We start from the raw sequence: 25,734 nt of genomic DNA, 5'->3' as shown, positions 1-25,734 counted from the left end.
CTTATGAGACACCGGCGCAGCCCCTGTGCGCGTTCGATGGAGTCTCTGTGCAGGCCGCGCTCGAAACTCACCGAACAGATCTTGACGCATGCGTTCCGCACACCTGTCTCGTGACAGCGACGACTGTCCGCACCCCGTCGGCGCGCTGGAAGCTCGTTTCCGGGCCACGAAGGGGGAGGCATGGACCAGCGGTACGAGGTGTACGCGCTCGCCGACCGGCACTTCTACGAGACGCCGGACCGGCTGTCCGCCGGTGCGCGCCGGGCGGCGCCCCTGTACGAGGCGGCGCGGCGTGCGGTGCCGACGGGCTGGGACGCGGCACGGGTCGGCGACTGGCTGAACCTGACGCCGCTCGGCCCCGAGGGTGCCGCCGCGCCCGGACCGGCCCAGGGCTGGAAGATCCACGCCTCGGCCACCCGGGCGAACGCGGAGCGGATCGCGGGGATCGTGTGGGACTACTGCGTGCCGCGCCGTATCCCGTTCAAGTTCGTGCCGGGCCCGCATCTGCTGCATCTGCGCAACACCAAGTACGCGGCCCGGGACAGCAGCGGCAAGTTCGTCACTCTCTACCCGGCCGACGAGGAGCAACTGCACTGTGTGCTGCGCGAGCTCGGCAAGCTCCTGGAGGGCTTCGAGGGGCCGTACATCCTGACCGATCTGCGCTGGGGCGAGGGTCCGCTGTATGTGCGGTACGGCGCTTTCGCACGCACGTTCGTCGTCGACGAGCGGGGCTCGCTGGTGCCGGCGGTGCGGGACGGCGCGGGTCAGCTGGTGCCGGACCGGCGGGCACCGTCCTTCCAGGTCCCGCACTGGGTGACGCTGCCGCCGTTCCTCGCCCCGATGCTGGCGGCGCGCAACACCACGACGGTGGGCGAGCTGCCGTACCGCATCGAGAAGGCGCTGCACTTCTCCAACGGCGGCGGGGTCTACGCGGGCACCGACACCCGGGACGGCAGCCGGGTCGTGCTGAAGGAGGGGCGGCCGCACGCGGGGCTCGCCTCCGACGGGGCGGACGCGATAGCGCGGCTGGAGCGGGAGAAGCAGGCCCTGGAGCAGGTGGCCGGGACCGGGGTGGTGCCCGAGGTGCGGGACTGGTTCACGCTCGGCGACCACCGGTTCCTGGTGCTGGACTTCCTGGCGGGGCGCCCGCTCAACTCCTGCCTGGCCGAACGGCATCCGCTGCTCACCCCCGATCCCGACCCAAGGGACGTGGCCGAGTACACGGCGTGGGCGCTGAAGATCTACGGCGGCGTGGAGCGGGCCGTGCACGCGGTCCACGCCCGTGGCATCGTCTTCAACGACCTGCATGTCTTCAACATCATGGTGGCGCCCGACGAGGAGTCGGTGTCCCTGCTCGACTTCGAGGCCGCCGCCCCGGTCACCGAGCAGGGCCGCCAAGTGGTCGCCCACCCCGGCTTCTTCGCCCCGCCGGACCGCACGGGCATCGACGTCGACCGCTACGCGCTGGCCTGTCTGCGGATCGCCCTGTTCCTGCCGGTGACGACGCTGTTCGTGGTCGACCGGGGCAAGGCGGCCCATCTGGCGGAGGTGATCGCCGGTCAGTTCCCGGACGTGCCCTGGGAGTTCCTGGAGGAGGCGGTCACGGAGATCACCCGGGACACCAAGTCCCCTGCTGCGGCGCCCCGCTCCTTCGTCGAACCCGGCGACTGGCCGTTCAGCCGCGACTCCATGGTCAAGGCGATCCTCGCCTCGGCCACCCCGGACCGCGACGACCGGCTCTTCCCCGGCGACATCACCCAGTTCTCCGACGGCGGGGGCCTCGGGCTCGCGCACGGCGCGGCCGGCGTGCTGTACGCGCTGGACGCGGTCGGCGCCGAACGGTACGAGGAGGGCGAGCGCTGGCTCCTCGCCCGCACCGCACCGGCACCGCGGGGCACCCCGCTCGGGCTGTACGACGGACTCGCGGGCGTCGCCCATGTGCTGGACCGTCTCGGCCACCGGCAGCGCGCCCTCGACCTGGTCGAGTCGATCCTCGCCGAGCGGTGGCAGAACCTCTCCTCCGATCTGCACGGCGGACTGGCCGGCCTCGGCCTGGTGCTGGGCGCCCTCGCGGACACGACCGGCGAGCCGGAGTTACGGACCCGGGCCGCCGAGGCGGCCGACCTCCTCGTACAGCGTCTCGCGGAGCCCCTGCCGGACACCCGGCGGCGGCGCCGGGCCGGGCTGCTGCGCGGGGCGAGCGGGCCCGCGCTGTTCCTGCTGCGGCAGTACGAACGCACCGGTGAGGCACGGCTGCTGGACGCGGCCAGGGTGGCGCTGCGGCGGGATCTGGACTGCTGCGCACGACGGGAGAACGGCTCGCTGGAGGTCGACGAAGGCTGGCGGACCCTGCCCTACCTCGGTGAGGGGAGCGCGGGCATCGGCCTGGTCCTGGACGACCTCGTCGCCCGTCTCGCCGACACCGACGAGGAGTTGGAGCAGGCCAGGACCGGCATCCTCAGCGCCGCGACGTGCCGCTTCTATGTGCAGCCGGGCCTTCTCCAGGGCCGGGCCGGCCTGATCCTGCACGTCGCCCGCACGACCACGCCCGGCGCGAGCCGGGAACGGCTCGCCGACCAGATCGCCGGGCTCGGCTGGCTCTCCATGTCCTACCAGGGCCAACTGGCCTTTCCCGGACACCAGATGATGCGGCTGTCGATGGACCTGGGCACCGGAACGGCAGGGTGCCTGCTCGCGCTCGGCGCGGCCCTCGACAGCGGAACCGGTGCCCATCTGCCGTTCCTGCCGCCGCTCGGGCGGCCCCCACAGCGCGGTTCCGCGAGCTGACGGAGCCGTGATCCCACCCCGTCCCCACGGGTGACGACCATCCACGGAAGGAAGACGACATGGCACTTCTCGACCTGCAGACGATGGAGTCCGACGAGCAGAGCAGCACCGGCGGGGTGAGCACCCTGAGCCTGCTGTCGTGCGTGAGCGCGGCGAGCATCACGCTCTGCCTCTGACAGCACCGTGCGTCCACGGCCCCGGGCGGTCCGCTCCCGCGAGGGAGGGCCGCCCGGGGTCCCGCATACCGAGAGGGCGCCCATGAGCACGCGCACGACCGGGCCCGGCCTGCCCGGCCCGGACCCCGTCCGCTGGCTGGCGCTGTGCCTGGCGAGCACGGCCGCCACCGGCGCCGGGCTGCTGCTCCCCGCCGCGCTGGGCCGCACCCTGGACCTGCTGCTGGCCGACGCCCCGGCGACCCGCTGGGTGCTGTACTGCGCCGCGCTGGTGATGCTCCTCGCCCTGCTCGACGCGGCGGAGACCGTGCTCGCCGGCACGGTGGACGCCCGCACCACGGGCCGGCTGCGCCGGAATCTGAACCGTCATGTCCTGGCCGTGGGCCCGCGCGCCACCGAGCGCTTCGGCTCCGGCGACCTGGTCGCCCGGCTGGTCGGCAACGCCGCGCAGGCCGGTACGGCGCCGGCCGCCCGCGCGGCCCTGCTCGCCGCGCTGGCCGGACCCGTCGGCGGCGGTGTGGCCCTCGCCCTGATCGACCCGTGGCTCACGGCCGTACTGCTGGCCGGAGCGCCGGTGCTCGCGCTGCTGCTGCGCGCCTTCACCCGCGACACCCGCGACTGCGTGACCCGCTACCAGGAGGTGCAGGGGCGGATCGCGGGAGCCCTCGCGGAAGCCGTCGGCGGACACCGCACCATCCAGGCCGCGGGTACGGCGGAGCGGGAGACGGCGCGGATCCTCGGGCCGCTGCCCGAACTGTCCGCGGCCGGGCGCCGTATGTGGCGGGTGCAGGGGCGGGCCGCCGGGCAGTCCGCCGCCGTGGCGCCGCTGCTCCAGCTCACGGTCGTCGCCGTGGCGGGCTACCTGCTCGCCCGCAACCGGCTGACGGTCGGTGAGCTGCTCGCCGCGTCGCGGTACGCGGTGCTGGCCACGGGGGTCGGTGTGCTGGTGGGACAGCTCGCGAGTCTCGCCCGCGCGCGGGCCGCGACCGGACGGCTCGGCGAAGTCCTCGGCGAACGGCCCCCCGCCTACGGGCGCCGACGGCTGCCGCCCGGCCCGGGCCGGCTGGAGCTGCGCCAGGTGACCGCCCGGCGTGGCGGGCGGGCCGTCCTCGACGGCGTCGATCTCGACGTGCCCGGCGGCACCACGCTCGCCGTGGTCGGCCGCTCCGGCGCCGGGAAGTCCCTGCTGGCCGCGGTCGCCGGGCGGCTCGCCGACCCGGACGCCGGGGAGGTGCTGCTCGACGGGGTGCCGCTGCGCGAGCTGTCCCACGCCGAGCTGCGCGCGGCGGTCGGGCACGCCTTCGAACGCCCCGCCCTGCTGGGCGGCACCCTGGAGGAGGAGATCGGCCTGGGCCCGGTCCCCGTCTCCCCCGCCGAGGTCCGGGACGCGGCCCGCAAGGCCCATGCGGACGAGTTCGTGCGCCGGCTGCCCGCCGGTTACGCCACCCGCTGCGCCGACGCGCCGCGCTCCGGCGGGGAGTCCCAGCGCCTGGGTCTCGCCCGCGCGTTCGCCCACGGCGGCAGACTGCTCATCCTCGACGACGCCCTGTCCAGCCTCGACACGGTGACCGAGGCACGGATCACCGCGTCCCTGGTGGGCGCGGGCCGGGACGGCACCCGGCTGCTGATCGCCCACCGGCCGGCCACGGCGGCCCGCGCGGACGCGGTGGCCTGGCTGGACGACGGGCGGATCCGGGCGGTCGGTCCGCATGAGCGGCTGTGGGAACTCGCCGGGTACCGGGCGGTGTTCGCGGACTCCGCGGACTTCGCGGACGAGGAGCGGCCATGACCGAGGGGCTCCCGCTCCGGGGCATGCGCTTCCTGCGGGCCCGGTGGCGGGTCGTGGCGCGGCTCGGCGGCTGGTCGGTGCTGGAGACCGGGCAGACCTTCCTCACCGGGTACGCGCCCGCGCGGGCCCTGGACGAGGGGTTCCTGGCGGGACGGACCGGCACCGGTCTGGCCTGGCTGTCCGTGGCCGGGCTCGGGGTGCTGGCCGGGGCGTTCGGGACGGCGCGGGTGTACGCCGCGGTGGCCGAGCTGGTCGAACCGCTCCGGGACGGGCTGGTGTCGCGGGTCGTGGCCCGCGGGGTCCGGGAAGGTGATCCCGCGGCGCTGTCGGGGCTCACCCAGCAGGCCGAAATCGCGCGGGACACCTTCGCCGGTCTGGTGCTGGTGTCGCGTTCGTTCGTGTTCACCGCGGCCGGCGCCCTGGTCGGCCTGTTCTCGCTCGCCCCGCCGCTGCTGCTGGTCGTGGGGCTGCCGCTGCTCGCCGGGGTGGCGCTGTTCGGGGTGACGCTGCGGCCGCTGGCCCGTCGTCAGGAGGCGTTCCTCGTCACCGACGAGGCGCTCGCGGAGCGGTTCGGCGCCGTCTGCCCCGGGCTGCGGGACATCACGGCGGCCGGGGCCGAAGAGCCGGTCGCCACCGGCACCGAGCGACGGATCGACGCCGAGCAGCGCGCCGCGTGCTCCCTCGCCCGGTGGGGGGTGCTGCGCGTGGTCTCCCTGACGATCGGCGGCGAGCTGCCGATCGTGCTGCTGCTCGCCGCCGCGCCCTGGCTGCTGGGCCACGGCGTCACCCCGGGCGCCCTGCTCGGCGCGCTCGCCTACACCACCCAGTCCCTGCTGCCCGCCCTGCGCAACCTCGTGCACGGCGTGGGCACCAGCGGCTCCCGGCTGGCCGTGGTCCTGCGGCGCCTGCTCCGCGACACCGAACCGAAGGCCACCGAACCCGTCACGGAAGCACCCGATCCGCAGGGTGCTCCGGCGCTCTCCCTCACCTCCGTCACCTTCGCCTACGGCCCCGGCGCGGCCCCCATCGTCGACCGCCTCGACCTCGACGTCCCGGCGGGCGCGCACCTGGCCGTCGTGGGCCCGAGCGGCATCGGCAAGTCCACGCTCACCGCGCTGGTCGCCGGACTGCTGGAACCGGACCGGGGCGTGATCCGGGTCTGCGGGCACCCGGTACCGGGACGCCGGGCCGCGGCACGCCGGGTCCTCATCCCCCAGCAGGCGTACGTCCACACCGGCACCCTCGCCGAGAACCTCGGGATGCTGCGGCCCGATCCGGTGCCCGAGGCGGAGCTGCTCGCGGCGACCGGGGCGGTGGGGCTGCTGCCGCTCATGGAGGCCCTCGGCGGGCCCGGCGCCAGGATCGATCCGGCGGCGCTGTCCGCCGGGGAGCGGCAGCTCGTGGCGCTGACCCGGGCCTATCTGTCGTACGCCCCGCTCGTCCTGCTCGACGAGGCGACCTGTCATCTGGACCCGCGGGCCGAGGCGCGCGCGGAGCGGGCCTTCGCCGAGCGGCCCGGCGGCACCCTGGTGGTGGTCGCGCACCGCATCAGCTCGGCCCGCCGCGCCGACCGGGTGCTGGCCATGGACGGCCGCTCGACGGCGTTCGGCACGCACGAGGAGCTGCTGCGCCACTCGGCGCTCTACCGGGACCTGGTGGGGGGCTGGGCGCCCGTACCCTCACAGCCAGCCCTCGCCCTGCGAGATCCGGATCGCGTCGATGCGGTTGCGGGCCCCGGTCTTGCGGGTGATGGCCGCCATGTAGTTGCGCACCGTCCCGTTGGACAGGTGCAGGCTCCCGGCGATCTCCGCGACGGAGGCGCCCTCGGCGGCGAGGACTAACACGCTCAGCTCGCGCCGGGTCAGCGGCATCTCGGCGGCCCGGAGAAATCCGAAGCCCAGCGAGTCGTCGACGAACCGCTTCCCTTCGGCGACCAGCCGGATCCCCTCCACCAGGCGCTCGGGGGCGCCCTCCTTGTCCACGTAGCCGAGCGCGCCCGCCTCCACCGCTCCCTTCAGCAGCCCCGGCCGGTTCGCGCTCGCCAGCACCAGGAGCCGGGGCGGCGGCACGCCGGGAACCCGCGCGCCGAGCTCGCCCAGCGGGGGTATGCCGTAGGTGTCCGCGCACTCCAGGTCGGCCGCGCAGACGTCGGGCCGCACACTGCGCACCCGGCCCGAGGCACCGCGCCACGGGGCGTGGAACACCCCGAGGTCCGCTTCCCGGCGCAACCAGTCCGCCAGGACCGATCGGACCAGACACTCGTCGTGCACCAGAAGAACCCGGATCACAGGTCGTCCCCTCGTATCGCCGACAGCCGGTTTCCGTAGGTGTAGAGCGCGTGCCCCATTTTTCGCGTCGCCCTCCCTTCCCGCGCGCGGAGAACCGGCCATCACGGGGCACGGGGGCGCACAGGCGGCTCCCGTACCCCGGTCGGCGCTTCCACTGCCGGGAATGGCCCGGGGGCGAGGGGGTACGGCCCGGAGCCCGCGGCCGGTCCCGCTCGCCGTGCGCGCCGGGCCGCCAGGAGGGAGATTTGTTCCGGGACCCGTCGCCCGGCCGGAGAAGGAGGTGGTCGGTGTGCCCGACGGGCAGGAGGCCGACCAGGCACCGACCAGCAGCAGGACGCGGGTCGGCCGGCCGCTGCTGTCCCTCGCGCTGGCCTCGATGATGGACGAGGTCCACGCGCACTCCGGCGCGGTCTATCTGATGGCCGCCGAGGAGCCGGTACTGGAGATGGCGGTGATGGCCGGGCTGCCCAGGGCCTTCTCGGCGCCCTGGGAACGGGTCGGGCTGAGCGCGCCGGTCCCGGTGGCCGACGCGGTGCGCGAGCGGCGGCTGGTGTGGGTCGGCGGCGAGGAGGACATGGCCCGGCTGTACCCGCGGATCTCGGTGGTGCTGCCGTACCCGTTCGCGCTGGCGGCGCTGCCGGTGGCGACCGCCTCCACGGCCTACGGCGCGATCTTCGTGACCTGGCCGGGTTCGCACCCGCCCGATCTGTCCGAGCGGGAGCGCACCCATCTGACGGCCGCCTGCGACCGGCTCGCCGCCCGGCTGGCGCGCGCCCTGCAGGACAGCGTCCCGCTGCTGCCCGAACCGGATCTGCTCTCCGCGCCCTCGCTCGCGGGGGCGGCCGGAACGCTCGGCACGGTGGAGTCGGCGCGGATGGTGGCCCGGCTGCCGTACGGGCTGTGCTCGCTGGATCTGCACGGGCGGATCTGCTTCGCCAACGCGGCGGCGGCCGAGCTGATCGGCGCCCCGGTCAGCCAGCTGCTGGGGACCCTGCTGTGGGCGTCGGTGCCCTGGCTCAACGATCCGGTCTACGAGGACCGCTACCGGGCCGCGCTGCTCAGCCAGCAGAGCACCTCCTTCGTGGCGCTGCGGCCGCCGGGCGACTGGCTGTCGTTCCGGCTGTACCCGAGCACCAACGGGCTGAGCGTCCGGATCAGCCGGGCCCGTGCGGTGGCCGAGATGAACCGGGCGCACCGGCCCACCGGTGAGGCGCCGTCACGGCTGGTCACCATGTCCCAGCTGCTGAACCTGGCCGGCGCGCTCACCGAGGCGGTGGGTGTGCAGGACGTGGTGCAGCTGGTCGCGGACCAGATCGCCCCGGCCGTCGGCAGCCAGGCGCTGGTGGTGCTGGGCTCCCGGGCGGGGCGGCTGCATGTGCTCGGCCATCACGGCTATCCGGACGCGCGCTTCGTGGAGCAGTTCGACGGGCTGCCGCTCACCGAGCGCACGCCGGGCACCCACGCCCTGACCACCGGTGTGCCGGCGTTCTTCGAGGACCGGCAGCAGCTGGAGCGGCTGTATCCGGTCCGGGAGGCCACGCCGGACGGGTTCGCGGCCTGGGCGTATCTGCCGCTGATCGCCTCGGGCCGCCCGGTGGGCACGGTGCTGCTCGCCTACGCCGAGCCGCATGCCTTCCCCGCCGACGAGCGGGCGGTGCTGACGAGCGTGGGCGGGCTGATCGCCCAGGCCCTGGAGCGGGCGGTGCTCTACGACGCCAAGCACCATCTGGCGCACGGCCTCCAGGCGGCGCTGCTGCCGCACAGCCTGCCCCCGCTGCCCGGGATCGAGGCGGCCGCCCGCTATCTGCCGGCGACCCAGGGCATGGACATCGGCGGCGACTTCTACGACCTGGTGCCCGCGCAGGGAGAGGCCGCGGCGGTGATCGGGGATGTACAGGGCCACAATGTGACGGCGGCCGGTCTGATGGGGCAGATCCGTACGGCGGTACGGGCGTACACGACCGTCGGGCAGCCGCCCGAGGAGGTCATGCGCAGCACCAACCGGCTGCTGATCGACCTGGGCGCCGATCTGTTCGCGAGCTGTCTGTATCTGCGTCTCGACCCGGCGCACGGGCGGGCCGTGATGGCGCGGGCGGGTCATCCGCCGCCGCTGCTGAGACGGCCGGACGGGAAGGTACGGGTGCTCGACCTGGCCGGGGGTCCGCTGCTGGGCATCGACGGCGCCGCCGTCTACCAGACGACGGAGGTCGACCTGGCGCCCGGATCCGTCCTGGCGCTGTACACCGACGGCCTGATCGAGTCGCCGGGCACCGACATCGAGGACGCCCTCGCCGATCTGGGCACGTTGCTGGCCGAGGCCGGGGATGTGCCGCTGGACGAGCTGGCGGACCGGCTCGTGGAGTCGCGCGCGCTGCCGCGGGGGCGGCTGGACGATGTGGCGGTGCTGCTGCTGCGGGCGGAGCAGTGACCTGACGGTCCCGCTGGCCGACGGCAGCGGCCGATCCCGTGGTGCCGCGAGTCGTGCACGCGTGGGTGGCCGGCCCTCCCGCCGAAGGGCCGGCCACCCGGTCTGATGCGGTACCGCTGGGTCAGTGCTGCTCGTTCACGCCCGCGTCGTCGGCACCGGCCTCCTCGCCGACGCCGACCTCCTCGCCGAGGCCCGCGTCCTCACCGGCTCCGGCCTCCTCGCCCGCACCGGCGTCCTGATCGGCACCGGCGTCCTCACCGGCTCCGGCCTCTTCACCGGCGCCCGCACCGGCACCGGCTTCCTCACCGGCGCCCGCCTCTTCACCGGCACCGGCCTCCTCGCCCGCACCGGCGCCCGCGTCACCCGCCGCGTCGCCCGCGCCGAGCGTCGCACCGGTTGCTTCCAGCGCGGTCGTGACCGGCTGGAAGAACGTCTCGCCGCCCACGGTGCAGTCACCGCTGCCGCCCGAGGTGAGGCCGATCGCCTGGCCGTCCTGGGTGAACAGCGAGCCGCCGCTGTCGCCGGGCTCGGCGCAGACGTCGGTCTGGATGAGCCCGGTGACCGTGCCCTCGGGGTAGTTGACGGTGGCGTTGAGGCCGAGGACCTGACCGTCGCTCAGTCCGGTGGTGCTGCCCATCCGGAACACCTGGAGACCGACCTCGGCCTCGGCAGCCTGATTGATCGCGACGGTCTGGTCGCCGAGGTTGACCTCGCTCGGCGCCTCGGTCGCCGGGTCGTCGTACTTGACGAGCGCAAAATCGCCCTCACCCGGGAAGGTGGCGGTGGCCGCGTCGACGGTGGCGATCGGGGCACCGCCCTCGGCGTCCGACCACTGGGCGGCCGCGACCCCGCAGTGACCGGCCGTCAGGAAGGCCGGGGAGCCGTCGCCCGCGGTGACGTTGAAGCCCGCCGAGCAGCGCGCCCCGCCCGCGAAGATGGCGTCGCCGCCGGAGAGGAAGGTCTTGAAGGTGCCCTGGGACTTCTTGATGGTCGCCATGCCGGAGCCGAGGCTCTGCACGGTCGACTCCAGCTGGTCCCACTTGGCGCCGGTGACCGTGCTGTCCGCGGTGACGAGGATCTTGTTGGTCCGCGGGTCGACGGCCCAGGACGTGCCTGCGATGGTCGCCTCGGACTTCAGGGTCTGCGCGCCGGCGTCCAGTTCGGCGAGGCTGTTGTCGACCTCGCGGACCTTCGCGCCCGCCTTCTTCGCCTGCACGATGACGTTGTTGTTGTCGCCGGGGATGACATTGACGACGAGCTGCTGGTTGTCGGCGTCGTAGTACGAGCCGGCGAAGGCGTCGCCGAGCAGCCCCTCGAGCTGTGAGGCGAGGTCCGAGGCGTCCGCCGCCTTCAGGGTCCGGGGCGCTGCGGCGTCGTCCGAGCCGCCGTCCTGGGACGCGTTGGCGTTCGGCAGCAGGATCGCGGCCGCTCCGAGCGCCGCCACACCGCCCGCCGCTATCGCGGCCTTGCGCTTCGGCATTCGCTTGTGACTCAACCTTCTCGACCTCCTGGGGGACGGGGACCGTGCCGCCGTTTCGTCCGACGGCTGTTCGGGGCGCCTGGATGGCCACTGGTACGCACGGGTCACTCGGGGCGTTCAATTCCGTTTCCCCGCGCCCCAGTCGAAACGCCGATTCGGCCAAGGGCCGCGTCCTGGGGGCCGCCGACGGGAACAATCCCCCATATGACGATGACCACCGCCGAAGCCGACAAGATCCTCACCGACAACTTCGCCCCTTGGGTCCTCGAACTGGGGCTGACCGTGGAGGGCTTGGACGAGCACCGCGCGATTCTGCGTCTGCCCTGGTCACCGCGGCTGGCCCGGGAGGGCGGGGCGCTGTCGGGCCAGGCCCTGATGGCCGCGGCCGACACCGCGACCGTGCTCGCCGTGTCGGCGGCTCGCGGGGCGTACGGGCCGATGACGACGGTGCAGCAGTCGACCACGTTCCAGCGCGCGGTGTCCGGATCGGATGTCCTGATCGAAGCGGTCGTCACCAAGTCGGGCCGCCGGATGGCGTTCGCCGACATCACGATGACCGACGACGGGACGGGCGAGATCGCGGCCCGGGCGAGCACGGTCTACGCGATCCTGGGCTGATACGCACCGTCGCCGCCCGACGACAGTCCGTCGCGATCACGTAGCGGAATCCTGGCTTCAGCGAATCTGCACATCGAATGCCCAACCAAGTCACCGGGGACCGGACTCCCACACAAGCCGCTACCGCCGGTCACACCATTGGGGCGGGAGTGTCGCTTTCGCCTCCCACCCCGCAAGAGCGCGCACGAGCCGATGCCGTGACGCATGTGAAGAAGTCGCTGACAAGCCGTGCGCGGACCCTCACGGATGAACGCCCCTGAGGCTCAAGTGCCCAGGTGAGGCCACTGGTTGATTGGAAGCGCCCGCCCGCAGCGTGCTTTTATCCATCGCACCGCGGGGGCCGTCCACGGCACCCGTTCCCCTTGTGAAATAGCCATACGAAGGGAAGTTCCATCATGAACTCCACCCCCCAGGTTGAGACCGTCGAGATCTCCGACGCCGAGCTGGACAACGTCTCCGGCGGCCTTTCCGTGAACGCCCTCGGCACCGTCACCGGCCTGGTGGACGGCATCGCCCCGGTCTCCGGCCTGGTCGACACGGTCGTCGGCACCGTCGAGGGCGCCACCGGCCTGAGCACCGCGCCGGTCACGAACCTGGTCGCCGGTCTCTGATCGCACCTTTTGTGACGTCGAGTCCCGGAGCCGCACCCGGCTCCGGGCTCTTCGTGTGTCGTAAGGACGTCCCGTGCAGTTCCGCCAACAGGCCCTCGCCAAGCTCCAGTCACCGGAGGAGCTCGATCTTCCGGTGCGTTTCGCCCGGCCCCAGGGCTGGCTCGTGCTGTCCGTGACGGTCGTCGTCATGGCGGCCGCGTCCGTATGGGCGGTGACCGGGTCGGTGACCTCCACGGTCGGCGCGCCGGCCATCCTCACCCACGGGCAGGGCAGTTACCTCCTCCAGAGCCCGGTCGCGGGGCAGGTCACCGCGGTCCTCGCCGAGCAGGGCGAGCGGCTGCCCGCCGACGCCCCCGTCCTGAAGGTCCGTACCGCCGACGGCGAGACGGTCGTGCGCACGGTCGCCGCGGGCCGGGTCACCGCGCTCGCCGCCACCATCGGCCAGATCATCTCCACCGGCGCGAACGTCGCCGCCGTGGAGAAGGTGAAGGGCGCCGGGGACCCGCTGTACGCGACGGTCTACGTGCCCGCCGAGAACGCGGCGTCCATCCCCGACGACGCCGCCGTGGACCTCACCGTCCAGTCGGTACCGACCCAGGAGTACGGCGTGCTGCGCGGCCATGTGAAGTCGGTGGACCGCTCCGCCCAGTCCGCGCAGTCCATCGCCTCCTTCCTCGGCGACAGCCAGCTCGGCGAGCAGTTCACCAAGGACGGCAGGCCGGTGGCGGTCCTGGTGAAGCTGGACAAGTCCGCGGACACGAAGAGCGGTTACCGGTGGTCGTCCGCCGACGGCCCGCCCTTCTCCCTCACCTCCATGACCCTGGCCGAGGCCTCGCTGCGCCTCGCCGACGAGCGTCCCGTCGACTGGCTGCTGCCGTGAGCGCCGCGCAGGACACGCGGGGCCGCCGTCGCGCCGCCCCGCCGAAGCGCCCGGTGCCCAAGGGGAAGGCGAAGTCCGTCCGCACACCCACCGTCCTCCAGATGGAGGCCGTGGAGTGCGGCGCCGCCTCCCTGGCGATGGTCCTCGGCCACTACGGCAAGCACGTCCCGCTGGAGGAGCTGCGCATCGCGTGCGGTGTCTCCCGGGACGGCTCGCGTGCAAGCAACCTGCTGAAGGCGGCCCGCAGTTACGGTCTGACGGCCAAGGGCATGCAGATGGACACGGCCGCCCTCGCCGGAGTGAAGACCCCGGCCGTGCTGTTCTGGGAGTTCAACCACTACGTCGTCTACGACGGCATGGGGCGCCGCTTCGGCCGCCGCGGGGTCTACATCAACGACCCCGGCAAGGGCCGCCGTTTCGTGCCGATGGAGGACTTCGACGGCAGCTTCACCGGCGTCGTGCTGGTGATGGAGCCCGGCGAGGGCTTCAGCAAGGGCGGCCGCAAGCCGGGTGTGCTCGGCGCGATGCCCGCCCGGCTGCGCGGCACCGCGGGCACGATGCCCGCGGCGGTGCTGGCGAGCCTGCTCCTCGTCGTGGTCGGCGCGGCCGTGCCCGCGCTCAGCCGCACCTACATCGACATGTTCCTGATCGGCGGCCAGACCTCCCTGCTCGGCGTGCTGTTCGCGTCGATGGGCGCGTCCGTCCTCCTCACCGTCGTCCTGACCTGGCTGCAACAGGCGAACCTGCTGCGCGGCCGGATCATCTCCTCCACCCTCTCCAGCGCCCGCTTCCTGCGCCATCTGCTGCGGCTGCCGGTGACCTTCTTCTCTCAGCGCAGCCCCGCCGACCTGGTCCAGCGCCTCCAGTCCAACGACGCGGTCGCCGAGACCCTGGCCCGCGATCTGGCCGCGGCGGGCGTGGACGCGGTGGTCGTCGTCCTGTACGCCGTGCTGCTCTACACCTACGACCCGCAGCTCACCTTCGTCGGCATCGGCGTGGCGCTGCTGAACATCGTGGCGATGCGGGTGGTGATCCGGCTGCGCGCGACCCGTACCGCGAAGCTGCGCGCGGACAGTGCCCGGCTGACCAACACCGCCTACACCGGCCTGCAGTTGATCGAGACGATGAAGGCGACCGGCGGCGAGGACGGCTACTTCCGCAAGTGGGCCGGGCAGCACGCCACCACCCTGGAGGAGCAGCAGCGCCTCGGGGTGCCGAGCGCCTGGCTGGGCGTGGTCGCGCCGACGCTGGCCACGCTGAACAGCGCGCTGATCCTGTGGATCGGCGGGATGCGCGCGGTCGAAGGACACATATCCGTCGGCCTGCTGGTCGCGTTCCAGGCCCTGGTCACCCGGTTCACCGCCCCGCTGACCCGGCTCAACGGCGTCGCGGGCCGGATCCAGGACTTCGCGGCCGACGTGGCCCGGCTGAAGGACGTGGAGAACTTCCAGGCGGACCCGCTCTACGGCCGTCGCGGCGGCGCCGACTCCACCCGTCGGCTGCACGGGCATGTGGAGCTCCAGAACATCACCTTCGGCTACAACCCGCTGGACAAGCCCCTGTTGACCGGCTTCGACCTGACCGTCGGACCGGGGCAGCAGGTCGCCCTGGTCGGCGGCTCGGGCAGCGGCAAGTCCACCGTGTCCCGGATGATCTCCGGTCTGTACGCGCCGTGGGAGGGCGTGATCCGGATCGACGGACAGCGGATGGAGGACATACCGCGCGGCGCCCTCGCCTCCTCCGTCTCCTTCGTCGACCAGGACGTGTTCCTGTTCGAGGGCACCGTCCGGGACAACGTGGCGCTGTGGGACCCGTCCGTCCCGGACGACGCGGTGATCGAGGCGCTCAGGGACGCGGCCCTGTACGACGTGGTGACGCGCCGGCCCGGTGGCATCCACAGCCGGGTCGAGCAGGACGGCCGCAACTTCTCCGGCGGGCAGCGGCAACGCCTGGAGATTGCGCGGGCGTTGGTGCGCAGGCCCAGCATCCTCGTCCTCGACGAGGTGACCAGCGCTCTGGACGCCGAGACCGAACTCGTCGTCATGGACAACCTGCGCAGGCGTGGCTGCGCCTGTGTGGTGATCGCGCACCGGCTGAGCACCGTGCGCGACAGCGACGAGATCGTCGTACTGGAGCACGGCACGATCGTGGAGCGCGGTCGGCACGAGGAGCTGGTGGCGCGCGGCGGCGCGTACGCGGCGCTGGTCAGGGAGCGGTGAGATGACGGCCGTACACGAGGGCGACCTCGTCCTGAACGCGTTCGGGCAGCTCGGCTCGCGGATCGACTGCGCCGGGTTCAACCGCCTCGACCTCGAAGGCCCGCAGGTGGTGTGGCTGGTGGCGGCCGGCGCGGTGGACCTGTTCGCGGTCGACGCCGAACAGCAGGGCCACTGGCACCACTTGGGCCGTCTGGAGGCGGGCTCGCTGCTGCTCGGCCCGGTCGCGGGACCGCAGCACACCCTGGTGGCGCGCCCGCTCCGGGACTGCGTGGTGCACCGCATCGGACTGCGCGAGCTGTACCAGCCCGCCCAGACCCAGACCTGGTCCTACGACGAGTACGGCAACCCGCAGTACGTCCCGCCGACGACCAGCCCGCTGGAGTACGCCCTCGCGCTCGGCGTCGGCCGCAGCCTGTCGATCCTGTTCCAGGCGCCGACGGCGAACGAGCGGGCCGCGGAACTCACCGACGACGACGTCTTCTGGATGCAGGTGCCGCCCGGCAGCGTCCGGTACGGCTCGCTGTACGGGCAGGAGGCCGCCGCCGATCTGCTGATGGACCCGGCGGTCTGGCAGTCCATGGTGGATCAGCAGTACCGCCTGCTCACCACCCTGGACCGGTGGATCGAGCAGGTGGAGCGCACCCACGAGACGCGCACCGCGGAGGGCATCAAGGCCGGTGAGGCGGTGCGCGCCCAGGCCGACCGGACGCTGCTGGCGTCGATCGGCAAGCGCTCCGGGCCGCGGACCACGGCCGCCGACGCGGACGCCAGTTACGCGGCCTGCAGACTGGTCGCCGAGGCGGCCGGAATCGCGCTGGCCGGGCCCGCGCAGAACGGCACCGAGAGCGACCGGCTCGACCCGGTGGAGCGGGTGGCCCTCGCCTCCCGCGTCCGCACCCGTGCGGTCCTTCTCGACGGCCGCTGGTGGCGGGACAACGTCGGCCCGCTGGTGGGCCATCGCGCGCTGTCCGGGGCGCCGGTCGCCCTGCTGTGGCGGCGCGGCGGCTATGTCGCCGTGCACCCGGCGACCGGCCGGGAGACCCCGATCGAGAAGGCCAACGCGGAGGAGTTCGAGCCGCGTGCGGTGATGTTCTACCGGCCGCTGCCCGACCGTGCGCTCAGCCCGCTGAGGCTGCTCAGGTTCACCCTGCGGGGCACCGGCGGCGATCTGACGAACCTGCTGATCAGCGGGCTGGTGACGGTCGCGATCGGGGCGCTCGTGCCGATCGCGACGGGCAAGGTGCTCGGCCAGTTCGTGCCGAAGGCGCAGACCGGTCTGATCGTGCAGGTGTGTCTGGCGGTGATGGTCAGCGGCGTGGTGGCGGCGGCCTTCATGCTGATGCAGAACCTGACCATCCTGCGTCTTGAGGGCCGGATCGAGGCGACCCTCCAACCGGCCGTCTGGGACCGGCTGTTGCGGCTCCCGACGAAGTTCTTCACCCAGCGCTCGACCGGAGAGCTGGCGAGCGCGGCGATGGGCGTCAGCGCGATCCGCCGTCTGCTGGCGGGAGTCGGCCCCACGGTCGCCCAGTCGGTCACGGTCGGAGCGATGAACCTGGGCCTGCTCCTCTGGTTCAGCGTCCCGATGGCGCTCGCGGCGATCGGCATGCTGGTGGTCATCGCCGCGGTGTTCCTGGGCCTTGGTCTCTGGCAGGTGCGCTGGCAGCGGCGTCTGGTCGTGCTCGGCAACAAGCTCAACAACCAGGCGTTCCAGACCCTGCGCGGACTGCCCAAGCTACGGGTGGCGGCGGCGGAGAACTACGCGTACGCCGCCTGGGCCGCGCAGTTCGCCCGCAGCCGGGAGCTCCAGCAGAAGGTCGGCCGGATCAAGAACCTGAGCGCGGTGCTGGGCTCGGTGTATCTGCCGCTGTGCAGCCTGCTGATGTTCATGCTGCTGGCGGGCCCGGCGCGCGGTTCGATGTCGGCGGCGGCGTTCCTCACCTTCCTCACCTCGGTGACGATGCTGCTGACCGCGGTCACCCAGATCACCGGCGCGTTCGTGTCGCTGGTGGCCGCGCTGCCGCTGTACGAGGAGATCAAGCCGGTACTGGAGGCCACCCCGGAGGTCCGCACGGCCAGCACCCGCCCCGGCCCGCTGACCGGAGCCATGGAGGCCCGCCGCCTGTCCTTCCGCTACTCCGACGACGGTCCCCTGGTCCTGGACGACGTCTCCTTCTCGGTCCGCCAGGGCGAGTTCGTGGCGATCGTCGGCCCGAGCGGCTGCGGAAAATCGACCCTCCTGCGCCTGCTGATCGGCTTCGACAAACCGGTCTCGGGCAGTGTCCTGTACGACGGCCAGGACCTGGCGGCGCTGGACCAGTCGGCGGTACGCCGCCAATGCGGTGTCGTCCTCCAGCACGCGCAGCCGTTCACCGGGTCCATCCTGGACGTCATCTGCGGCACCGAGCCGTACACCCCGGAGGAGGCGATGGCGGCGGCCGAGCTGGCGGGGCTCGCCGAGGACATCAAGCGCATGCCGATGGGCCTGCACACCATCGTCGCGGGCAGCGGCGCGATCTCCGGCGGCCAGCGCCAACGCCTGATGATCGCCCAGGCGTTGATCCGCCGCCCGCGCATCCTCTTCTTCGACGAGGCGACCAGCGCGCTGGACAACGAGACCCAGCGGACGGTGATCGAGAGCACGAAGGCGCTGAACGCGACGCGGGTCGTGATCGCACATCGTTTGTCGACCGTCCTGGACGCGGACCGGGTGATCGTGATGGAGGACGGGAAGGTGGCCCAGCAGGGCGCGCCCGCCGAACTCCTGGCCGACACCACTGGCCGACTGCACGAGCTGGTTCGCCGCCAGCTGGCCTGAGCCGCCCGCCGGGACCTCCCCAGCGAAACGTTGCCGTTTCGCTGAATCTGCTCTAGCCTCGATGTGTACGAAACCGTTTCGTTCCTGACGTGACGCGGCCGGAACGACGTTCCCTGGAGTGGTTTCCCCATGTCCCAGAAGACCCTGACCGACAGCGCGCCCGTGGGCGCCGCGCAGGAGCCGCGGGCCGCCTCGGCCAAGCGCTGGTGGATCCTCGCGATCGTCGCCGTGGCCCAGCTCATGGTGGTGCTGGACGCCACCATCGTGAACATCGCCCTGCCCTCGGCCCAGGCCGACCTCGGCTTCACCGACGGCAACCGGCAGTGGATCGTCACGGCGTACGCGCTGGCGTTCGCCTCGCTGCTGCTGCTCGGCGGCCGGATAGCGGACCTCTTCGGCCGCAAGCCCGCCTTCCTGATCGGTGTGATCGGCTTCGCCGGTGCCTCCGCGCTCGGCGGTGCCGCCACCAGCTTCGAGATGCTGGTCACCGCCCGCGCCCTCCAGGGGGCCTTCGGCGCCCTGCTCGCGCCCGCCGCGCTCTCGCTGCTCAACACCACGTTCACCGACGCCCGCGAGCGCGCCAAGGCGTTCAGCGTGTACGGCGCCATCGCCGGTGCCGGTGGCGCGGTGGGCCTGCTGCTCGGCGGGATACTGACCGACGCGCTGGACTGGCGCTGGACGCTGTACGTGAACGTGCCGATCGCCCTCGTCGCCCTGGCCGGCGGCTGGCTGCTGCTCTCCAACCACCGTGACGCCGCGAACTCCAAGCTGGACGTGCCGGGCACGATCCTGGTCGCCGCCGGTCTGTTCGCCCTGGTCTACGGCTTCTCCAACGCCGAGTCCCATGACTGGAACTCCCCGCTGACCTGGGGCTTCCTGCTCGCGGGCGGGGTGCTGCTGGCAGCCTTCACCTGGTGGCAGACCAAGGCCGCGCACCCGCTGCTGCCGCTCAGGATCCTGCTCGACCGCGACCGCGCGGCCTCGTTCCTCACGGTGCTGATCACCGGCGCGGGCATGTTCGGCGTGTTCCTCTTCCTGACCTACTACCTCCAGCTCAACCTCGGCTTCAGCCCGACGAGGACGGGTGTCGCCTTCCTGCCGATGGTCGGCGCGCTGATGGTCACCGCACAGCTCGGCACCACGGTCCTGGTGCCGCGGATCGGCCCGAAGATCGTGCTGCCGCTGGGCTTCGCCGTCGCCACCGCGGGCATGGCCTGGCTGAGCGGGATCGGCGTCGGCTCCGACTATCTGACGGCCGTGCTGCCGCAGCTGATCATCATCGGCGCCGGCCTCGGCCTGGTGATGCCGCCCGCGATGCAGCTGGCCACCGGCGGAGTGGCGGCCGAGGACGCGGGCGTGGCCTCCGCGACCGTCAACGCCATGCAGCAGGTGGGCGGTTCGATCGGTACGGCGCTACTGAGCACCCTCGCCGCGAGCGCGGCGACGGACTACCTCTCCGGCCGGGACGCCACCAGCAAGCTGGTGCAGGCCCAGGCGACGATCGAAAGCTACACCACCGCCTTCTGGTGGTCGGCGGGCCTGTTCGCCGCGGGCGCGGTGATCTCCCTCTTCCTCTTCCGGCGCGGGGTGCCGGAGCAGGACGCCGAGGCCGCACCCGTCGTACACATGTGACCGTCGCGGTCCGCAGGAGCCGCGGAGGGGCCGCCGTCCGCAGGGAGACGGCGGCCCCTCGTCCGTGCGATCGGCCGGATCTGATCGTCGATGAAGCGCTCTCCGTTCGCCGGGGCGGGAATCGGGTAACGACGTGGCCATGCGAATCAGCGTGGTGGATGTGGGTTCGAACACGGTCCGGCTGGTGGTGGCGGACGCCCAGGACGGTGTCCCGCTGCCGGTGCACACCGCCAAGTGGCGGCTGCGACTGGCCGAACATGTCCGTCCGGGGGACGCGATTCCGGAGGAGGCCGTCGAGCGACTGGTCGGCGCGGTCGCCGAGGCGAGCCGGACCGCGGCCCGGTGGCGCGCGGCCGAGCCGCCGGCCTTCGCGACGGCCGTGGTGCGGGCCGCCCCGAACCGGGCCGAGGTGCTGCGCGAGGTCCGGGCGCGGACCGGGGTGGATCTGTGCACCCTGCCGGGCGAGCTGGAGGCCGAGCTGACGTTCCTCGGGGCGCGGCGGTGGATGGGCTGGCGGTCGGGGCCGCTCGCGCTGCTGGACATCGGCGGCGGCTCGCTGGAGGTGGCCTTCGGCCGCGGCAGGCTGCCGGACTTCGCGGCCTCGCTGCCGCTCGGCGCGGGACGGCTGACCCATGAGTTCTTCGACGGCGACGATCCACCGGATCCCGAGCAGGTCCGGGCGCTGCGCCGCAAGGTCCGCCATCAGCTGCGGGACGTGGCGGCCCGGATCCGCTGGGAGGGCCCGCGTACGGCGGTGGCGACCTCGCGGACGCTCCAGCAGCTCGGCCGCCTGTGCGGGGCCGCGCCCGGCCGTGACGGCCCGTTCGTCGAACGCCTTCTGCACCGCCGCGACCTGCGCGGGGCCGCCGACCGGCTGGCCGCGCTGCCCGCCCTCGACCGCGCCCTGCTGCCCGGCATCTCCGCGCCGCGCGCGGCCCAGAGCCTGGCCGGAGCGGTAGTGGCCCACACGGCGATGAAGCTGACGGGCCTGAGAACCCTCACCGTCTGCCCCTGGGCCATCCGGGAGGGAGTCCTCCTGCGCCACATCGAGGACGGCGCTACCTGGTGGTCCCAGGTCGCCCGCCTGGACGAGGCCCCGGCGCCGCCCGATCCGGTGCCGCTGCGCCTGGCGGGCGCGGCCACCTGAGGGGTGAAACAAGGAAGTCGGCGGCGGAGCGATGAGTTTCGCGGGTCCGCCGGGTCTGCCCTTCGAAAGGCGGACCTGCTGCCCGTCCTGTCGTGCGTGCGCGCCGGGCCGGTGCCAGGCTGGCGTGGCACGGAACAGTGAAGGGAAACCTCATGATCACCACCGAACCCACCCCCGGCGTCCCCTGTTGGCTCGACCTCGGCGCACCCGACGTGCCCGCCGCCGCGGCCTTCTACGGCACCGTGCTCGGCTGGCAGTACGAGCCCATGGAGGGCGGCGGCGAGGACATGGAAGGCGGAATGTTCCGCCGGGACGGCAAGACCGTCGCGGGGCTCGGCAAGCTCACCGAGGAGGGCGCCCGATCGGCCTGGATGATCTACTACAACGTCGCCGACGCCGACGCCACCACCCAGGCGGTCGAGAAGGCGGGCGGCACGGTGCGGGTCCCGCCGCGGGACCTCGGCGACTGGGGCCGGATGGCCCAGTTCAACGATCCGCAGGGCGGTCAGTTCGCCGTCTGGCAGCCCGGCACGGACGCGGGCATGGAACTCGTGGAAAAGCCGGGCTCGCTGTCCTGGACCGAGCTGTACACCAGTGACGCCGACGCGGCGAAGAAGTTCTACGGCGATGTCTTCGGCTGGTCGTACAGCGACATGGCACTGCCGGACGACGCCGGCGCGTACTCCCTGATCACCCCGGAGGGGCTGCCCGAGGAGCGGATGCAGGGCGGCATCATGCCCCTGCCCGAGGAAGCCCTCGCCCTCAACAACGGGAAGCCGTACTGGCACCCGGTCTTCAACGTCGAGGACTGCGACGCGGCGATCGCCCGGGTCACCGCGAGCGGCGGCACCGTGCAGATGGGGCCCGAGGACGCCGAGGGCGTGGGCCGGCTCGCCGTGTGCGTGGACCCGTCGGGCGCGGACTTCGTGGTGCTGAAGCCCCTCGAGAGCTGATCCCGAGGGCTGAACGCGAGGTGCCGGCCGGGCGGCCCCACTCCGCCCGGCCGGCCCCCGAGACAGGATCACCGGCTCCGAGACAGGACCCGCGCTCCCCAGCCACGGGCCGCTGCGCTTGTTCACGGAGACCGTGCGATCCCGGTCCCTCAGAACGCGAAGACGCTCGCGCCGAGGGAGCTCTTCACGCACTCGTTGGAGTAGGTCCGCTCGTACGAGACCCGCTGACCCCGCCAGACGCCGTCGACCGTGACGACGACGGGGTCGTACTCCCTGGTGCACATCATGTTGTCGGCGCTCGCGAGCGCGTCGAAGTCCCCTTGGGCGGCGCGTAGTTCGGCGCACGCCTCACCGGCCGCCGGGTGCGTGCCGGAGGCTCCGGCTCCGGGGGCGCAGACCAGGGTGACGGCGCGCTCCGGGGCGGCGAGCGCCGCGCTCTCACCGTGTGCCACGGTGAGCACCAGCGCCGAGGGGGCGTAGAGCGAGGCGGGCGCGGGGCCGGGGGCCGCGGGGGCGGCCGTGGCGAGGGGGCCGCAGACGGCGGCGGCCGTCAGGCCGAGGGTCGCTGCCCAGCGCGCGGTGTTCCGCATTGTGTGCATCCTTCCGCTCGAATCGGGGGTGTGCCGGAGTCCGCCCGATCGGGCCGGAACCGGCGACCGCGAGTCTGCCGAGTCCGCCGCCGGAACACACATCGAACCCATGCGTTTCAGTAACCTTGCGTGTTGAATCAGTGGCGTGAAGTAACGGAATTCGAACGTTCCAACCCCTTGGGTTGGCCGTTCTTGATCGCCCGAAGCAGCCAAGTGGCCGAATTCAGGGTGTTCCTTAATAGGCCTGAAACATTCCGATTCCGCTCTCGGCCGATCCCTCCACACCCCCTTGTGTTCATGTTCGAGCGGAGTAATCGTCATTACATGATTACGAGCGAACAACGAGAGAAGCTGCGCGGCTGGTTCGCCGGCCGCCTGCCCGACGATCTCTTCGAGCGGCTGACCGAGGTGACGGTCGACCGCGAGGAGATCACGGTGATCGGCCGCATCCCCGCACCCCGGCTCGCCGAGGACGCCTCGGACGCCGAGCGGGACGCGGCCGTACAGGCACGGATCCAGGAGTTCCGGGAGCGCACCCGGCAGGACCGGATGGCGGTGGCCCGGGAGGCCGAGCACCGGTTCGACCGCAAGGTCTCCTGGGGTGTGGAGTGCGGCCCCGAACGCGCACTGTTCACGCATGTCGCGGCGCCCGTGATGACCCGGCTGCGGCAGCCGGAGCGGCAGGTGCTGGACACGCTGATCGCGGGCGGGGTGGCCCGCAGCCGCAGCGAGGCCCTCGCCTGGTGCGTCCGGCTGGTCCAGCACCACACCGACGACTGGCTCACCGAGCTGCGCGAGTCCCTGGAGCACGTCCAGCGGGTCCGCGCCCAGGGCCCGGACGCCGAAGCCGGGCCGTCGACGGACGAATCATCCACCGACGAACCGAAGAATGGATGAATCACCACCTGGTTGAAGACTTGACCAACCCCGTACGGTCGGCAGATCCCTGAGGGACGGCCTCCCCTCGCCGCGCACACCCCCGCGCCGGCGACCGGCCGTCCCCCTCCCCGCCGTCGCGCCACCCCGCGCTCCACCGCCCGCCCCGCCGCTGGAGCCCACGTTGTCCCCGACTCCCCCTTCCCTCACCGAGGTCGAGACCCACGGCGTCGACCGCATCCCCGACGCCGACCGCACCGCCACCCCGCTGGATCTGTTCCGGCTCGCCTTCGGCGGCGCCAACACCTTCTCCACCTGCGTCCTCGGCGCCTTCCCGATCCTGTTCGGGCTCTCCTTCTGGCAGGGCCTGGCCGCCACTCTCCTCGGAGTGGTCGCGGGTGCGCTGATCCTCTGCCCGATGGCCGTGTTCGGCCCGGTCAACGGCACCAACAACGCCGTCTCCTCCTCCGCGCACCTCGGCGTGCACGGCCGGGTGGTCGGCTCGTTCCTCTCCCTGCTGACCGCGGTCGCCTTCTTCTCGATCTCGGTGTGGAGCTCCGGCGACGCCCTGGTCGGCGGCGCCCACCGGCTCTTCGGCCTGAGCCGCGGGAACCTGTCGTACGTCGTCGCCTACGCCCTGTTCGCCGGTCTCGTCCTCGCGGTGTGCGTGTACGGCTTCCGGTTCATGCTCTTCGTCAACAAGGTCGCCGTGATCTCCGCGAGCCTGCTGTTCGTGCTCGGCGCGGTGGCCTTCGCCGGTGACTTCGATCCGTCGTACGCGGGCGTGTTCACCGACTCCGCCGACGCCGCGACGCGCTCGCTGTTCTGGCCCTCCTTCATCGGCGCGGCGCTGATCGTGCTGTCCAACCCGGTGTCGTTCGGGGCGTTCCTCGGCGACTGGTCGCGCTACATCCCGGCGAGCACCCCGCGCCGCAAGGTGATCGGCGCCGCGTTCCTGTCGCAGATCGCCACCCTGCTGCCGTTCCTCTTCGGCCTGACGACCGCGAGCATCATCGCCGGCAAGGCGCCGGAGTACGTCGATCCGGCCGCCCCGGACTTCGTCGGCGGACTGCTCGCCGTCTCCCCCGGCTGGTACTTCCTGCCGGTCTGCCTGATCGCCCTGATCGGCGGCATGTCGACGGGCACGACGGCGCTGTACGGCACCGGTCTCGACTTCTCCTCGGTGTTCCCGCGGCTGTCGCGGGTGCAGGCGACCGTGCTGGTCGGCGCGTTGGCCATCGGGTTCATCTTCATCGGGCGGTTCGCCCTGGACCTGGTCCAGTCGATCTCCACCTTCGCCACGATGATCATCACCTGCACCACGCCGTGGATGGTCGTGATGATGCTGGGCTTCTGGACTCGGCGCGGCTGGTACGACCCGGACGCGCTCCAGGTCTTCAACCGCCGTCAGCGCGGCGGCCGGTACTGGTTCGCGCACGGCTGGAACTGGCGCGGCATGACCGCCTGGTGGGTCTCGGCGCTGCTCGGGGTGCTCTTCACCAACATCCCCGGCCAGTTCGTCGGCCCGTTCGGCGATCTCGCGAACGGTGTCGACATCAGCCTGCCGCTCTCCATGGCGGTGGCCGCCGTGCTGTTCCTGGCGTTGCTGCGGCTGTTCCCCGAACCCCGGGCGGTCTACGGGCCCGAGGGCGCGCGGCTGGCCCGTACGGTCGACACCCCGGTCCCGCCGATCACCGGGCCGGGCGACGGGTCACCGTTGTCAGACCCCTCGGCTACGTTGCGGGCATGACGCGATTCGTACTAGTAGCAGGTGCGTGGCTCGGAGCGTGGGCGTGGGACGAGGTGGCGGCGGAGCTGCGCGCCACCGGACATGAGGCGTATCCGCTGACGCTCTCGGGCCTCGCCGAGAAGCGGGGCGTCCCGGCCGGGCTGCAGACCCATGTCCAGGACATCGTCGAGGAGGTGGAGCGCCTCGATCTGCGGGAGGTCGTCCTGGTCGGACACAGTTACTCGGGTGTGCCGGTCGGACAGGCGGCGGAACGGATCGGTGACCGGCTGGGGCGGGTGGTACTCGTCGACGCCAACGTCCCGGTCGACGGCGAGTCGTTCCTCGCCGGCTGGCCGAGCGATTTCGTGCGGGAGGCCATCGCCGCGCACGACGGCTTCTGGCCGTGCCCCGACCCGGCCGAGTTCGCCGGCCAGGGGCTGACGGACGACCAGGTGGCGAGGCTCGTCGCCGGTGCCACCGCGCACCCCGGCGCCACGCTCACCGAACCGGCGGTCCTCACCCGCCCGTTCGGCGAACTGCCCGGCACGTACGTCAAGTGCCTGCTCGACGGCGAGGAGCCGTGGGGCGCGGCGGCCGAGGTGCTGAAGAGCGAGCGCTGGAACCTGGTCGATCTCGACACCGGGCACTGGCCGATGTTCTCGCGGCCCCGCGAACTCGCCGGGATCCTGGCGGCGTCGACGAAGGGCACCTGACCC

18 protein-coding genes and 1 pseudogene are annotated in these 25,734 nt (G+C 72.6%); 16 read left to right on the top strand and 3 right to left on the bottom strand.

Annotation, left to right across the window (positions count from 1 at the left end):
- Nucleotides 1-180: 180 nt before the first annotated feature.
- The 4 genes from lanKC (at nucleotide 181) to STRCI_RS37055 (ending at nucleotide 6,590) form a co-directional block, all read left to right on the top strand.
- Nucleotides 181-2,787 carry a class III lanthionine synthetase LanKC gene (gene lanKC, locus STRCI_RS37070; RefSeq protein WP_269663374.1) on the top strand — a complete coding sequence of 869 codons (2,607 nt, stop codon included), beginning with the start codon at nucleotides 181-183 and terminating at the stop codon, nucleotides 2,785-2,787.
- Nucleotides 2,788-2,846: 59 nt separating this feature from the next.
- Nucleotides 2,847-2,963: a SapB/AmfS family lanthipeptide gene (locus tag STRCI_RS37065; RefSeq protein ID WP_269663373.1), complete on the top strand. Its 117-nt coding sequence runs from the start codon at nucleotides 2,847-2,849 to the stop codon at nucleotides 2,961-2,963.
- Between the two features lie 82 nt (nucleotides 2,964-3,045).
- Entirely contained in the window at nucleotides 3,046-4,749 is a 1,704-nt protein-coding gene (locus STRCI_RS37060; RefSeq protein WP_269663372.1) for an ABC transporter ATP-binding protein, read from the top strand.
- A complete protein-coding gene (locus tag STRCI_RS37055) occupies nucleotides 4,746-6,590 on the top strand; it encodes an ATP-binding cassette domain-containing protein (RefSeq protein WP_418953409.1) in 1,845 nt (614 codons plus the stop codon). Before STRCI_RS37060 ends, STRCI_RS37055 begins: the two co-directional genes overlap by 4 nt.
- Here the strand turns inward: STRCI_RS37055 and STRCI_RS37050 are convergent.
- Nucleotides 6,513-7,139: pseudogene (locus STRCI_RS37050) on the bottom strand (response regulator transcription factor); the annotation flags it as partial. The gene STRCI_RS37055 and the pseudogene STRCI_RS37050 sit on opposite strands and share 78 nt — an antisense overlap.
- A 178-nt stretch (nucleotides 7,140-7,317) precedes the next feature.
- Between STRCI_RS37050 and STRCI_RS37045 the strand changes: the two are divergent.
- On the top strand, nucleotides 7,318-9,465 hold the full coding sequence (locus STRCI_RS37045) for a SpoIIE family protein phosphatase (RefSeq protein ID WP_418953408.1): 2,148 nt from the start codon (nucleotides 7,318-7,320) through the stop codon (nucleotides 9,463-9,465).
- A 121-nt stretch (nucleotides 9,466-9,586) separates the two neighbouring features.
- Here STRCI_RS37045 and STRCI_RS37040 read toward each other — a convergent pair whose 3' ends face one another.
- Complete coding sequence (locus STRCI_RS37040; RefSeq protein ID WP_269663369.1) at nucleotides 9,587-10,960, bottom strand: S1 family peptidase; 1,374 nt, start codon at nucleotides 10,958-10,960, stop codon at nucleotides 9,587-9,589.
- A 189-nt stretch (nucleotides 10,961-11,149) separates the two neighbouring features.
- On the opposite strand from STRCI_RS37040, the gene STRCI_RS37035 reads away from it, so the two are divergent.
- The 8 genes from STRCI_RS37035 to STRCI_RS37000 all read left to right on the top strand — a co-directional run bounded on the left by STRCI_RS37035 (nucleotide 11,150) and on the right by STRCI_RS37000 (nucleotide 21,823).
- The gene (locus STRCI_RS37035; RefSeq protein WP_269663368.1) at nucleotides 11,150-11,563 is read left to right on the top strand and encodes a PaaI family thioesterase; all 414 of its coding nucleotides are present in this window, start codon (nucleotides 11,150-11,152) and stop codon (nucleotides 11,561-11,563) included.
- 395 nt (nucleotides 11,564-11,958) lie between these two features.
- Nucleotides 11,959-12,174: a type A2 lantipeptide gene (locus STRCI_RS37030; protein WP_269663367.1), complete on the top strand. Its 216-nt coding sequence runs from the start codon at nucleotides 11,959-11,961 to the stop codon at nucleotides 12,172-12,174.
- Between the two features lie 73 nt (nucleotides 12,175-12,247).
- Entirely contained in the window at nucleotides 12,248-13,054 is an 807-nt protein-coding gene (locus STRCI_RS37025) for an HlyD family efflux transporter periplasmic adaptor subunit (RefSeq protein WP_269663366.1), read from the top strand.
- Nucleotides 13,051-15,273 carry an NHLP family bacteriocin export ABC transporter peptidase/permease/ATPase subunit gene (locus tag STRCI_RS37020; RefSeq protein ID WP_269663365.1) on the top strand — a complete coding sequence of 741 codons (2,223 nt, stop codon included), beginning with the start codon at nucleotides 13,051-13,053 and terminating at the stop codon, nucleotides 15,271-15,273. Before STRCI_RS37025 ends, STRCI_RS37020 begins: the two co-directional genes overlap by 4 nt.
- Nucleotide 15,274: 1 nt before the next feature.
- Nucleotides 15,275-18,091, top strand: coding sequence for an NHLP bacteriocin export ABC transporter permease/ATPase subunit (locus tag STRCI_RS37015; protein ID WP_269663364.1), 2,817 nt, complete (start codon nucleotides 15,275-15,277; stop codon nucleotides 18,089-18,091).
- A gap of 129 nt (nucleotides 18,092-18,220) precedes the next feature.
- Nucleotides 18,221-19,723, top strand: coding sequence for an MFS transporter (locus STRCI_RS37010; RefSeq protein ID WP_269663363.1), 1,503 nt, complete (start codon nucleotides 18,221-18,223; stop codon nucleotides 19,721-19,723).
- Between the two features lie 139 nt (nucleotides 19,724-19,862).
- Nucleotides 19,863-20,870: a Ppx/GppA family phosphatase gene (locus STRCI_RS37005; RefSeq protein WP_269663362.1), complete on the top strand. Its 1,008-nt coding sequence runs from the start codon at nucleotides 19,863-19,865 to the stop codon at nucleotides 20,868-20,870.
- Between the two features lie 152 nt (nucleotides 20,871-21,022).
- A complete protein-coding gene (locus STRCI_RS37000; protein ID WP_269663361.1) occupies nucleotides 21,023-21,823 on the top strand; it encodes a VOC family protein in 801 nt (266 codons plus the stop codon).
- Between the two features lie 149 nt (nucleotides 21,824-21,972).
- Here the strand turns inward: STRCI_RS37000 and STRCI_RS36995 are convergent, their stop codons facing one another.
- Complete coding sequence (locus STRCI_RS36995; protein WP_269663360.1) at nucleotides 21,973-22,413, bottom strand: subtilase-type protease inhibitor; 441 nt, start codon at nucleotides 22,411-22,413, stop codon at nucleotides 21,973-21,975.
- A gap of 324 nt (nucleotides 22,414-22,737) precedes the next feature.
- Here STRCI_RS36995 and STRCI_RS36990 point away from each other — a divergent pair, with 324 nt between their 5' ends.
- The 3 genes from STRCI_RS36990 (at nucleotide 22,738) to STRCI_RS36980 (ending at nucleotide 25,731) form a co-directional block, all read left to right on the top strand.
- On the top strand, nucleotides 22,738-23,310 hold the full coding sequence (locus STRCI_RS36990) for a hypothetical protein (protein WP_269663359.1): 573 nt from the start codon (nucleotides 22,738-22,740) through the stop codon (nucleotides 23,308-23,310).
- 163 nt (nucleotides 23,311-23,473) lie between these two features.
- On the top strand, nucleotides 23,474-25,039 hold the full coding sequence (locus tag STRCI_RS36985) for a purine-cytosine permease family protein (protein ID WP_269663358.1): 1,566 nt from the start codon (nucleotides 23,474-23,476) through the stop codon (nucleotides 25,037-25,039).
- Nucleotides 25,036-25,731, top strand: coding sequence for an alpha/beta fold hydrolase (locus STRCI_RS36980; protein WP_269663357.1), 696 nt, complete (start codon nucleotides 25,036-25,038; stop codon nucleotides 25,729-25,731). The genes STRCI_RS36985 and STRCI_RS36980 overlap by 4 nt, the downstream gene beginning before the upstream one ends.
- The last annotated feature ends 3 nt before the right edge of the window (nucleotides 25,732-25,734 follow it).

This window comes from Streptomyces cinnabarinus, assembly GCF_027270315.1.
GTDB classification, from domain to species: Bacteria; Actinomycetota; Actinomycetes; order Streptomycetales; family Streptomycetaceae; genus Streptomyces; species Streptomyces cinnabarinus.
Note: the sequence above shows the minus strand (reverse complement) of the source record. Positions and strands in the feature narration are given on the sequence as shown.